This is a genomic window from Pseudomonas sp. Z1-14 (genome assembly GCF_051132005.1).
Lineage (GTDB): Bacteria > Pseudomonadota > Gammaproteobacteria > Pseudomonadales > Pseudomonadaceae > Aquipseudomonas.
The window spans coordinates 1,756,379-1,768,358 of record NZ_CP071646.1 but is presented as its reverse complement, the minus strand read 5'-3'; the positions used below and the strand labels follow the sequence as shown (position 1 = coordinate 1,768,358).

12 protein-coding genes and 1 pseudogene are annotated in these 11,980 nt (G+C 60.7%); 7 read left to right on the top strand and 6 right to left on the bottom strand.

Annotated features, from left to right (window positions below; translation table 11 throughout):
* Positions 1–68 precede the first annotated feature (68 nt).
* Complete coding sequence (locus J3P89_RS08270) at positions 69–824, bottom strand: spermidine synthase (protein WP_305499774.1); 756 nt, start codon at positions 822–824, stop codon at positions 69–71.
* 141 nt (positions 825–965) lie between these two features.
* Between J3P89_RS08270 and J3P89_RS08265 the strand changes: the two genes are divergently transcribed.
* Positions 966–2,312 carry a class II 3-deoxy-7-phosphoheptulonate synthase gene (locus J3P89_RS08265; RefSeq protein ID WP_305499772.1) on the top strand — a complete coding sequence of 449 codons (1,347 nt, stop codon included), beginning with the start codon at positions 966–968 and terminating at the stop codon, positions 2,310–2,312.
* A gap of 133 nt (positions 2,313–2,445) precedes the next feature.
* On the opposite strand, the gene J3P89_RS08260 is transcribed toward J3P89_RS08265, so the two are convergent.
* On the bottom strand, positions 2,446–3,675 hold the full coding sequence (locus J3P89_RS08260; protein ID WP_434697235.1) for a winged helix-turn-helix domain-containing protein: 1,230 nt from the start codon (positions 3,673–3,675) through the stop codon (positions 2,446–2,448).
* A 64-nt stretch (positions 3,676–3,739) separates the two neighbouring features.
* Entirely contained in the window at positions 3,740–3,961 is a 222-nt protein-coding gene (locus J3P89_RS08255; RefSeq protein WP_305499769.1) for a DUF1127 domain-containing protein, read from the bottom strand.
* Between the two features lie 97 nt (positions 3,962–4,058).
* Between J3P89_RS08255 and J3P89_RS08250 the strand changes: the two genes are divergently transcribed.
* The gene (locus J3P89_RS08250) at positions 4,059–4,913 is read left to right on the top strand and encodes a LysR substrate-binding domain-containing protein (protein ID WP_420764840.1); all 855 of its coding nucleotides are present in this window, start codon (positions 4,059–4,061) and stop codon (positions 4,911–4,913) included.
* Here J3P89_RS08250 and J3P89_RS08245 read toward each other — a convergent pair.
* The gene (locus tag J3P89_RS08245; protein WP_434631224.1) at positions 4,903–5,640 is read right to left on the bottom strand and encodes a sulfite exporter TauE/SafE family protein; all 738 of its coding nucleotides are present in this window, start codon (positions 5,638–5,640) and stop codon (positions 4,903–4,905) included. The genes J3P89_RS08250 and J3P89_RS08245 overlap by 11 nt on opposite strands.
* 159 nt (positions 5,641–5,799) lie before the next feature.
* Between J3P89_RS08245 and J3P89_RS08240 the strand changes: the two genes are divergently transcribed.
* From J3P89_RS08240 to J3P89_RS08230, 3 genes and pseudogenes are all read left to right on the top strand, one after another.
* Positions 5,800–6,261: a MarR family winged helix-turn-helix transcriptional regulator gene (locus J3P89_RS08240; RefSeq protein ID WP_434572811.1), complete on the top strand. Its 462-nt coding sequence runs from the start codon at positions 5,800–5,802 to the stop codon at positions 6,259–6,261.
* A 1,422-nt stretch (positions 6,262–7,683) separates the two neighbouring features.
* A complete protein-coding gene (locus J3P89_RS08235) occupies positions 7,684–8,103 on the top strand; it encodes an organic hydroperoxide resistance protein (protein ID WP_434629447.1) in 420 nt (139 codons plus the stop codon).
* Positions 8,104–8,139: 36 nt separating this feature from the next.
* A pseudogene (locus J3P89_RS08230) lies at positions 8,140–9,153 on the top strand (alpha/beta hydrolase).
* 72 nt (positions 9,154–9,225) lie between these two features.
* On the opposite strand, the gene J3P89_RS08225 reads toward J3P89_RS08230, so the two are convergent.
* Together J3P89_RS08225 and earP are read right to left on the bottom strand one after the other, a co-directional pair.
* Positions 9,226–9,795 (bottom strand): elongation factor P, encoded by a 570-nt coding sequence (locus J3P89_RS08225; protein ID WP_003226785.1) that lies wholly within the window; start codon positions 9,793–9,795, stop codon positions 9,226–9,228.
* 48 nt (positions 9,796–9,843) lie between these two features.
* A complete protein-coding gene (gene earP, locus J3P89_RS08220) occupies positions 9,844–10,977 on the bottom strand; it encodes an elongation factor P maturation arginine rhamnosyltransferase EarP (protein ID WP_434697234.1) in 1,134 nt (377 codons plus the stop codon).
* Between the two features lie 123 nt (positions 10,978–11,100).
* On the opposite strand from earP, the gene J3P89_RS08215 reads away from it, so the two are divergent.
* Both J3P89_RS08215 and J3P89_RS08210 read left to right on the top strand, forming a co-directional pair.
* Complete coding sequence (locus J3P89_RS08215) at positions 11,101–11,493, top strand: hypothetical protein (RefSeq protein WP_434697233.1); 393 nt, start codon at positions 11,101–11,103, stop codon at positions 11,491–11,493.
* Between the two features lie 2 nt (positions 11,494–11,495).
* Positions 11,496–11,978 (top strand): GreA/GreB family elongation factor, encoded by a 483-nt coding sequence (locus J3P89_RS08210; protein ID WP_434697232.1) that lies wholly within the window; start codon positions 11,496–11,498, stop codon positions 11,976–11,978.
* Positions 11,979–11,980 lie beyond the last annotated feature (2 nt).

The following is an 11,980-nucleotide window of genomic DNA, read 5'->3' as shown; positions in this document are numbered from 1 at the left end:
GCGGCCCAGCGGGAGCAAGCTCCCTCGCCACGGGGGGAACCCATCCAAAGAACTCTTGCAGATCCTGATCAAGTCGCCGGGCGGATTGCCTTGATCAACGATTGCAGCGAATAACCCAGCCGCGGCGCGAGCCCTTCGGCACGGGCGACCAGACCTTGCATGTCCAGTGCCTGGTCCAGGTCCGCCGGCACGATCAGGATGACGTTGCCCTCCTTCACCGGCAACTCCCAGTAGTGCCGGTGATACAAGCCGCGCAAGAGCGCCGCGCCCAGCGGCTTGCCATCGTCGGTGGCCCACTGGTTGATCACCAGCCAGCCGCCGGGATTGAGGCGCTTCTGGCAGTTTTCCAGAAATCCCCAGGCCAGGTGACCGACGCCGGGACCGACGTCCGTATAAAGGTCGACGAAAATCAAGTCCGCCGGCTCCGCCGTTTCAAGCAGCTCCAAGGCATCACCGACACGAATGTACAGGCGCGGATCATCGTCCAGCCCGAGGTATTCGATGGCCAGGCGCGGCACGTCGGGGCGCAGTTCGATGGCCTCGACATCCTCCAGCGGCAGGAACTTGAGACAGGCCTGGGTCAGCGTACCGGCCCCCAGCCCGAGGAACAGCGCGCTCTCCGGTTGCTCGTGGCACAACGCACCGATGAGCATGGCGCGGGTGTAGTCATATTCGAGCCAGCTCGGATCAGCCGTGAACACGCAGCTCTGCTCGATCGCATCGCCAAATTCGAGAAACCGGTAATCGGCCACTTCGAGTACGCGGATCATGCCGAACTCGTCGTGCACCTCGGCGAGCAAATGCTCGACGCGCTCCTCTGTCATTTCCTCTCCTGATGTTGCCGTGCTGGCTCAAGCCCGCGCAAACGGGGCAAAGGCGCGATTGTCGGCGAAGCGAGCGGAACAGGTCACGCACTAATTTGCTGATAACATGAGCGCCCGAGCGTAAATCACCTAGAGATCATGATGAGCCAACCCTGGAGCCCTGACAGCTGGCGCGCCCTGCCGATCCAGCAACAACCCCGCTACCCCGACGCGGCGCATCTGCTGCAGGTGGAGCAGACCCTGGCCAGCTATCCGCCCTTGGTGTTTGCCGGTGAAGCCCGGGAATTGCGTCGTCAGTTTGCCGAAGTCACCCAGGGTCGGGCCTTCCTGCTGCAGGGCGGCGATTGCGCCGAGAGCTTTGCCGAATTTTCCGCCGCCAAGATCCGCGACACCTTCAAGGTGCTGCTGCAAATGGCGATTGTCATGACCTTCGCCGCCGGTTGCCCGGTGGTCAAGGTCGGGCGCATGGCGGGCCAGTTCGCCAAACCGCGCTCGGCCAACGATGAGACGATCGATGGCGTGACACTACCGGCCTACCGGGGCGACATCGTCAACGGCATCGGCTTCGACGAGAAAAGTCGCGTGCCGGATCCGGAGCGGCTTTTGCAGTCCTATCATCAGTCCACCGCAACCCTCAACCTGCTGCGGGCGTTCGCCCAGGGCGGGTTCGCCGATCTGCACCAGGTGCACAAGTGGAACCTGGACTTCATCGCCAACTCGGCCCTGGCGGAAAAGTACAGCCACCTCGCCGACCGCATCGACGAAACCCTGGCGTTCATGCGCGCCTGCGGCATGGACAGCTCGCCGCAACTGCGCGAGACCAGTTTTTTCACCGCCCACGAAGCGTTGTTGCTCAACTATGAAGAAGCCTTCGTACGCCGTGACAGCCTGACCAACGATTATTACGACTGCTCGGCCCACATGCTGTGGATCGGCGATCGTACCCGCCAGCTGGACGGAGCGCATGTGGAGTTCCTGCGGGGGGTGAACAACCCGATCGGGGTCAAGGTCGGCCCGAGCATGAACCCTGACGACCTGATCCGCCTGATCGACGTGCTCAACCCGGACAACGACCCCGGTCGACTGAACCTGATCGCGCGGATGGGCGCCAACAAGGTCGCTGATCACCTGCCGCAACTGTTGCGCGCCGTGCAGCGAGAAGGCAAGCAGGTGCTCTGGAGTTCCGACCCGATGCACGGCAATACCATCAAGGCCAGCAGCGGCTACAAGACCCGGGATTTTGCGCAGATTCTTGGCGAGGTGAAGCAGTTCTTCCAGGTGCATGAAGCCGAAGGGACCTACGCCGGCGGGATTCATATCGAGATGACCGGGCAGAACGTCACCGAATGCATCGGCGGCGCCCGACCGATCACCGAGGATGGGCTGTCGGATCGTTACCACACGCACTGTGACCCGCGGATGAATGCCGATCAGTCGCTGGAGCTGGCGTTCTTGATTGCCGAGACGTTGAAGCAGGTACGGCGGTGAGTCAGTAGGGGCTTCTTCGCCTGCTCAATCGCTTCGCGATCAGGCTCGCTCCCACAGGTGACTGGCTGCGTACACAAGTCAGTGGTCATCACAATTACCTGGTGGGAGCGAGCCTGCTCGCGAAGAGGCCAGTTCAGTCACCATCAACCCGCGCCAACGCCACCGCCAACCGCACCCCACCCTCCCGCTCGCAATTGAGCTGCACCCGCTCCAGTCCCAACCAGTCAGCCATGCGCCGCAGATTCATCGCCAGCGCCTGCATGCCCTCCTCGTCAAGCCCAGGCTCTTCCTCGTGCACGGCATGCACGGCCAGCCGCCCCAAGGCCCGCTCCGCACGAAGATCGACCCGCGCCGCAATCCGCTCATTGTGCAAAAACGGCAAGACGTAATAGCCATACACGCGTTTGTGCACCGGCGTGTAGATTTCCAGGCGATAGCGGAAGTCGAACAAGCGCTCGGTGCGGCTGCGCTCCCAGACCAGCGAGTCGAATGGCGACAGCAAGGCACTGGCAGCGACCTTGCGGGGGATTTTCACGGTGGGTTGGCACCAGGCCGGCTGCTTCCAGCCCTGCACCTGACATCGCAACAACTCACCCGCCGCCTCCAACTCGGCCAGTCGAGCGCGGGTGTCGGCCGGATCCAGGCGGAAGTAATCACGCAGGTCCTTCTCGGTGCCGACGCCCAAGGCCTGCGCCGCATGCAGGAGCAACGCGCGTTGGGCATGGGCTTCGTCCAGCTGCGGTTGGCGCAGGACCGACTCGGGCAGCACCCGCTCAGGCAGATCATAGAGCCGCTCGAACCCCCGCCGCCCGGCTACGGTGACTTTGCCCGCGGCGAACAGCCATTCCAGCGCATGTTTCTCGGCGCTCCAGTCCCACCAGGGACCGGCCTTCTCCTGACGGGTGGACAAGCTGCCGGCGCCAAGCGCGCCCTGCTCCTGAACCGCCTGAAGGACCCGATAAATCACGTCCTGCTGCTCACGACCAAACCGCGCTAACTGCTGGTAAATGCCTTCGCCACGGGCCGCCCGCGCCATGCGCCAACGCATCAGCGGATACATCGCAACCGGCAGGAGCGAAGCTTCATGCCCCCAATATTCAAACAACGTACGGCGGCGCCCCTGGCTCCAGGCTGCCTGATCGAGCAAGTCGCGATTGTAGTGACCAAGGCGGGAGAACAGCGGGAGGTAATGCGAGCGTACCAGCGCATTGACTGAATCGATCTGCACGACGCCGAGGCGCTCGATCAGACGGTTGAGGCGTGAGGGTTGCACCGAAGCTGGCGATGGCCGCCCATCAAATCCTTGGGCGGCCAACGCCAGGCGTCGGGCCTGTTTGAGGGTAAAGGATACAGTCGCGGGCATGGATATCTCCTTGTCTGCTCGCAACCTACCTCACCATTAAGCGGTTTGTGTAGGGAAGGATGGCTCATTTGTGCATCGGGTCATCCCAGAATGGCCGAACCACTTCCTTTTCAACATCGGCACGGCTGACACCTATGTCCTTGAGCGCCTCATCGCTCATCGAGGCGAGCAGTTCACGCTCGTGGTGCAATTCGTACCAGCGGCTAAACTTGTGCAACAGCGCGCTGAGCGAAAAACCGTGGGATGAGAATTTATCAATCAGCAAATAACCTTTTTGACCTTTCATCGTGATGTCCTCCGTTGGGGATGGCTCTAGTCTCGCGCCAGGGATAAGATCAATCCAACGAATGTTTCTTATGCAATACATCTCGGAGATTGATCAATTGTCGAGTTACCCGAGCATCGATACGGAAGTGCTGCGGACCTTCGTCGCCATCGCCGACCAGGGCGGCTTCACTCGCGCCGGGGAGCTGGTCAACCGTACGCAATCGGCCGTCAGCATGCAGATGAAGCGCCTGGAAGAGGACGTCTTGCAGCGCCGCCTGTTCGAGCGCGACGGGCGGCAGGTCAAGCTCACCGCCGAGGGCCAGGTGTTGCTGGGTTATGCCCGGCGGATCCTCAAGCTGCACAGTGAAGTGTTCAACACGCTGCGCGAACCGCACATGGTCGGCACGGTCCGCATCGGCACGCCGGACGATTATGTGATGCGCTTTTTGCCGGGAATCCTGCAGCGCTTCGCCCAGTTCTATCCACTGATCGAAATCGAAGTGCACTGCGAATCGTCCAAGCAACTGCTGCTGCGCCAGGATCTCGACCTGTCCATCGTCACTCGCAAACCAGGCGACGAGATCGGTCAGTTGCTGCGCAAGGAACGTTTTGTCTGGGCCGAGGCGGCCTGCTTCAACACTCATGAACAAACACCGCTGCCGCTGGCGATGTTCAACAGTGATTGTTTCTGTCGGCAATGGGCGTGCAATGCGCTGGACGCCATGGGGCGTGATTATCGCGTGGCGTACAACAGCTCAAGCCTGTCGGCGATCATGGCGGTGGTCGGCGCGGGTCTGGCGATCACCGCGCAACTGGAGAGCCTGCTGACCCCGGACATGCGCGTCCTCGGCGAGGCCGAGAACCTGCCGGAGCTGCCCGAGGCCAGCATCATGTTGATCCGCAACCTGCACAATCCGTCGCCGATCACCGAGTGCCTGGCCGAACACATCGTCGAAGGTTTCAAACTTTAAGCAGGAGCAACACCGCGCACAGCACCAGGAAACCGCAGAACAGCCCGCGCAGCAATCGCTCCGGCATCGCGTGGGCGACCTTCACCCCCCAACTGATGCTCATCAGCCCACCGACAGCCAGGGGCAGCCCGATCCACCAGTTCACCTCATGGTGAAACGCATAGGTGGCAAGGGTCACACCCGTGCTGGGCAAGGCCAGCGCCAGGGACAACCCTTGGGCGACGACCTGGGAAGTGCCAAACACGCTGGTGAGTATTGGCGTGGCGACAACTGCTCCGCCCACCCCAAACAGACCGCCCATGGTGCCCGATGCCGCGCCCAGCACGGCGAGCCAAGGCCAGCCGTGGCGCATCCGCGCCGAAGCCGGCGCCGTCGCGGCGAACATGCGGATCAGGTTGTAGGCCGCCAGGACCACCAGGAACACCACAAAACCAATCCGCATGCTTTGCGCGTCAATGCCCACGGCCCAGATGGAGCCAAGCCACGCGAAGCAGAAGCCCATGGATGCCAGCGGCAGGACATGGCGCATTTCGATACGATTACGCTGGTGATAACGCCACAGCGCCAGCATCACGTTGGGGACGACCATCACCAATGCCGTACCTTGGGCGAGATGCTGATCCAGGCCGAACCATACACCCAGCACTGGAATCGCGATCAGCCCGCCACCAATGCCGAACAATCCCCCCAAAGTGCCCAGCGCGGCGCCCAACAGCAAATACAGCATGACCTCGATCACAGACGACTCTCCCCTTAATCAGGGCGCCTATCCTACCCAGTTGGCGGTCACCAGGAAACGTAACGGCTGAGCAATACGTCAGAATTATCTGGTGCATTAAAGGTTTGTCCGCTAGATTCGTAACGATCATTGATGAAAGGTTTTGCCATGACTACCCAACACGACACCCCCGACCCTTGCGAAGCCCTGCTGCTGGAAAACCAGGTCTGCTTCGCCCTGCACTCCACGTCGCTGTTGATGACCAAGGTCTACAAGCCCCTGCTCCAGGCGTTGGGCCTGACCTATCCGCAGTACCTGGCGATGATGGTGTTGTGGGAGCAAGACGGGCTGACCGTCGGCGAAATCAGTAACCGCCTGCTCACCGACCCTGGCTCCCTGACCCCGCTGCTCAAGCGCCTGGAGGCCGAAGGCCTGTTGAGTCGCACCCGCAGCCGTGAAGATGAACGCGTGGTCATTGTCGAGCTGACCGAACAGGGCCGCGCCCTGCAGAAAAAGGCCCTCGACATCCCCCAATGCATCCTCGCCGCCAGCGGCCAGACGTTGGAACAACTGAAAAAACTGCAACATGACCTGCAGGAACTGCGCGGGCATTTGCAGGACAGCCTTTGATTTTCTGACGCAACCAATCCCTCTGGGAGCGAGCCTGCTCGCGAAGGCTCCGGCACCTCCGGCATCGCTGCCAACCGAACCACCGCTTTCGCGAGCAGGCTCGCTCCCACATTGACCTTTATTGGTCAAAAAATCTGTGCATACCACCAATCCCACATTGAACACCAGTGGTCACAAAATCTTGTGCCCACCACCAATCCCCTGTGGGAGCGAGCTTGCTCGCGAAGGCGCCGGCACCTCCAGCATCGCCGCCAACTGAACCACCGCTTTCGCGAGCAAGCTCGCTCCCACATTGACCTTTACTGGTCAAAAAATCCGTGGCCACCACCAACCCCCTGTGGGAGCGAGCCTGCTCGCGAAGGCGCCGGCACCTCCAGCATCGCGGCCAACTGAACCACCGCTTTCGCGAGCAGGCTCGCTCCCACATTGACCTTCACTGGTCACAAAATCCGTGGCCACCACCAACCCCCTGTGGGAGCGAGCCTGCTCGCGAAGGCGCCGGCACCTCCAGCATCGCGGCCAACTGAACCACCGCTTTCGCGAGCAGGCTCGCTCCCACATTGACCTTTACTGGTCAAAAAATCCGTGACCACCACCACCCCCCTGTGGGAGCGAGCCTGCTCGCGAAGGCGCCGGCATCTCCAGCATCGCCGCCAACCGAACCACCGCTTTCGCGAGCAGGCTCGCTCCCACATTGACCTTTACTGGTCACAAAATCCGTGGCCACCACCAACCCCCTGTGGGAGCGAGCGGCGTTTTTCAAGGTAGTTGTCGCGTCAGCGGTGTTGCTATGCCACTTTCGCGAGCAAGCTCGCTCCCACATTGACCTTTACTGGTCACAAAATCCGTGGCCACCACCAATCCCCTGTGGGAGCGAGCCTGCTCGCGAAGGCGCCGGCACCTCCAGCATCGCCGCCAACTGAACCACCGCTATCGCGAGCAGGCTCGCTCCCACATTGACCTTCATTGGTCAAAAAAACTGTGCATATCACCAATCCCATATTGAACACCAGTGATCACAATATCTTGTGCCCACCACCAATCCCCTGTGGGAGCGAGCTTGCTCGCGAAGGCGCCGGCACCTCCGGCATCGCCGCCAACTGAACCACCGCTTTCGCGAGCAGGCTCGCTCCCACATTGGCCTTTTACTAGTCACAAAATCCGTGGCCACCACCAATCCCCTGTGGGAGCGAGCCTGCTCGCGAAGGCGCCGGCCGGCCTGCCAGACCTCGCACATCAAAAAAATTCAGCCCCCCTAAACCGCTCTAAAACAAGGCTTTCAGCCATCCAGGGTTGATCTGTTCAGACTCATCTCAAAAATTTATCTTGCGCGCAAAATACATGCGCATTACATTCTCTCCACACCTACTTAGCGCACAAGCATTTAGCGCAACAAACCAACCATAAAACGAGGCGTCCACCATGAAAACTCTCTACACCGCAATCGCAACCTCCACCGGCGGCCGTGACGGTCGTGCCATCTCCAGCGACAACATCCTCGACGTCAAACTTGCCACGCCCAAGGAACTCGGCGGTGCGGGCGGTGCTGCGACCAACCCAGAGCAACTATTCGCCGCCGGCTACTCGGCCTGCTTCATCGGCGCGCTGAAATTTGTCGCCAGCCAGAGCAAACGCAAGATCCCGGACGACGCCTCGATCACCGCTCACGTCGGCATCGGCCAGATCCCCGGTGGTTTCGGTCTCGACATCGACCTGCACATCAGCCTGCCAGGTCTTGACCAGGTCGACGCCCAAAGCCTTGTGGAAGCCGCTCACCAGGTTTGCCCGTACTCCAACGCCACCCGCGGCAACGTTGACGTTCGCCTGCACGTAACCGTCTAAATCCCCTACCCCGGACCGACCTTCAAGGAGACTCACATGAACACCTTCAGCAAAGCCCTGACCGGCACCCTTCTCGCCCTGAGCATCAGCAACGCCTTCGCCGACGGCATCGTCGAGCACAACACCCAGGCGTTCCTCGACGCACTGAATGCCGGCACCGGCAAACCGCTGGAGCAGTTGTCGCCAAAAGATGCCCGTGCCGTACTGGTCGGCGCCCAGGCGGGGGTGAAATTGACGCTGCCCAAGGCCGACGTCAGCGAGAAAACCATCCAGGTCGATGGCCAGTCGATCAGTCTGACCATCGTTCGTCCGGCCGGGGTCAAGGGTGAGCTGCCCGCGTTCATGTTCTTTCACGGCGGTGGCTGGGTACTGGGCGATTTCCCCACCCATGAACGACTGGTTCGGGATCTGGTGGCGGGTTCGGGTGCCGTTGCGGTGTTCGTCAACTACACACCATCGCCCGAGGCGCATTACCCGGTAGCGATCAACTAGGCCTACGCCGCGACAAAGTGGGTGGCCGAGAATGGCAAACAGATCAATGTCGATGGCAAGCGCCTGGCCGTAGCGGGCAACAGCGTCGGCGGCAACATGGCGGCGGTCGTCGCGCTGATGGCCAAGGACAAGGGTACGCCGGCGATCCGCTTCCAGGCCTTGTTGTGGCCAGTGACCGACGCTAGCTTCGAGACGGCGTCCTACAACCAGTTCGCTGAAGGGCACTTTCTCAGCAAGAACATGATGAAGTGGTTCTGGGACAACTACACCACCGACGCCGGGCAGCGTAACGAGATCTATGCCTCGCCATTGCGGGCAACCACCGCACAGCTCAAGGGCCTGCCGCCGGCGCTGGTGCAGACCGCCGAAGCTGATGTGCTGCGCGACGAAGGTGAAGCCTACGCCCGCAAACTGGATGCGGCAGGCGTGCCCGTTACAGCAGTGCGCTACAACGGCATGATCCACGACTATGGCTTGCTCAACGTAGTGAGCCAGGTGCCGGCGGTGCGCTCGGCAATGTTGCAGGTGTCTCAGGAACTCAAGCAACACCTGAAGTGATACTGCCCCAGTGCACCAAATGAAAAAGCCCGACTCAATGGTCGGGCTTTTCTTTCATACAGAAGGCTTCGCTTACTTGGCGCGGCCTTTGTAGGAACCGCCTTCGCGGGTATCGATCTCGATCATGTCGCCGATCTCGATGAAGTCAGCGACCGACAGTTCGGTGCCGTTCTTCAGTTTGGCAGGCTTCATGACCTTGCCGGAAGTGTCGCCGCGAGCGGAGCCTTCGGTGTAGTCAACCTGACGCACGATAGTGGTCGGCAGTTCCACGGAAACCAGGCGCTCTTCGAAGAATACGGCTTCACAGACGTCGGTCATGCCTTCTTCAACGAATGGCAGGACGCTTTCGATGTCTTCGGCGTTCAGTTCGTACATGGTGTAGTCAGTGGTGTCCATGAACGTGTAGGTATCGCCGCTGATGAAAGACAGGGTCGCCTCTTTACGGTCCAGGATCACGTCGTCCAGCTTGTCGTCCGCACCGTAGACGGTTTCGGTCTTGTAGCCGGTCAGCAGGTTTTTCAGCTTGGTCTTCATGATCGCGCTGTTACGACCCGACTTGGTGAATTCAGCTTTCTGAACCAGCCAAGGATCGTTGTCGATACGAATCACGGTACCGGGTTTGAGTTCTTTACCAGTTTTCATTGCGAATATCCGAATTTGGATGGGATTTACAAAAATCTAGGCCGCGTATCATATCCAATTTCGGTAAAACTTCACCAGCGCCGTGGCAAGATGGGCTCGAGAGGCCTGTTTCTGGCACCACGCCTGGGCATGTTCGGCGAGCACCTGGTGTTGCTCGCAGGCGGCGCTCCAGTGCTCTGCCACGCCTTGGCCGGCGTTCCAGGCCCGCCAGAGACCGCTGATCGCTTTTTCCGCAGCCTCCGGGAGCCCCTCGGTATACAAGCGGAGAAACGCCTCGAGTTTTTCCAGGTGGACGTCTTCTTCCTGTTGATAGATATGCCAGAGCAGCGGCCGGCCGGCCCACTGCGCGCGTACGAAGGAATCTTCGCCACGCACGGCGTTGAAATCACAGCACCACAACAGTTGGTCGTATTCATCCTGGCGCACGAAAGGCAGCACCTGCACGGTCAGGGCGCCACGGCGATGCACGGCACCGGCTTTCAGGCCGTCGATACCAATCCAACGCTGCACATCGGCGAGGATGCGGCTTTCCGGAACCAGCACATGCGACGGACGAGCATCCGCCGCCAGCGCATCAAACCAGCTGGCCAAACCGTCGTTCTCATAGGCAAACAGCGAAATCAGCCGCGCCCCGGACTCGCGCTCGACGCCCAATCCTTGCAGGAAAGCCCTTTGTGCCTCGCCATCCTGCTGAAATTCTCGACGGCGCTCCAACAAGCCGGCCTCACGCAGCAAGCCACCGGTGCCCTCCTGAAAGCCCGGAAAAAAGAAATATTTCTGCACATGTTTGTACTTCACCGACGGCAAACCGTGACAACCGATCACCCAGTCCTCGGCGCTCAGGTAATCGAGATTCATCCACAAAGGCGCCGCCGGACGCTCGGCCATCGCGTCCATGTAGGCGCTGGGCAACTGGCAGGCAAATGCGGCGATCACTACATCGGCAGCTTCGGTGGGCTGCCAGTCCTTGGGCCAGTGACGCACCTGTACGCCTTGCTGCCATTGCTCGGTCAGCGTGACATCGATAGACGGACATAACCGCTCGAAGGCGCGCAGGTCGTCGACCCACAGCCGCACCGCGCATTGATGCTCGGCGACCAATTGCCGAGCCAGGCGCCAGGTGACGCCGATGTCGCCATAGTTATCGACGACGGTGCAAAAAATATCCCAACGCACAGTCATTCCCGACTCCCTGTGGCAAAGCCTGATTGTCCCGCATTAAAGCCGTGAAGCAGAAGGGCCGACGGCGATTAATCTTCATGCGACAATCAACGCATCCTCCATGTTCATCGCCAGGAAGCAGACATGCCCGACCACTCCTCTCCCCGCCTCACAACGTTGCAACTGACGCTGGGCATCGCCTTGGGTTTGTGGCTGGGATTCCTTGCCATCGTGCTGACGGGATGGCTGCTGTCCAGGTTTCTGTTCGATGAGCAACTGGCCCCGGTGGCCGCCGCGGTTCATCAATTGGCGCAGCCGCCCGCAGCACCGCCAGCCCCGGAGCCGACCCCAACGCCAACACCAATGTTCGAGCAGTATCAACAGAACCTGCAGAAGAACGAGCAACGCCAGGCCCTCGACCAGGCCCGCAGCAACCCTCGCAACCTGTCCAACCCCAAGTGTCAATTCTGGCTCCAACAGGACCAGAACGCGCCTAGCGAGAAAAGCCGCGCCAATGTCCTGCAATACTGCGAATGAACATGAACAAACAGACCGTCCACCAACTGATTCTCGACAAGCTCAGGATTGACCTCGATATCGCCGAACGCGCCGCGCAGACCGCCTACGAAACCGCGACCCACGAGGAAAATATCGCCGAAAACAAATACGACACCCTGGGCCTGGAGGCTTCGTACCTTGCGGCCGGGCAAGCCAGGCGCGTGGAGGAAATCCGCCAGGCACTGGTGCTCTGCCAGAACTTGGCGCTGAGACCTTACGATGAAGAACGCGGCATCCAGGTCGGCACATTGATCGGGCTGGAAGATAAGGAGGGTCGCCAGCAGTGGCTGTTCCTGGGACCCGACGCGGCGGGGCTGAAGGTCTCGCTGGTGGGGCAGCCGATTACCGTCATCACCCCTCGCTCACCACTGGGACGAGGCCTGTTGGGCAAATTCGAAGGGGATGAAGTGGAGATCGTCGTGGCAGGCGCCCGGCAACAGTTCGCTGTCACCGAGGCGATCTAGAG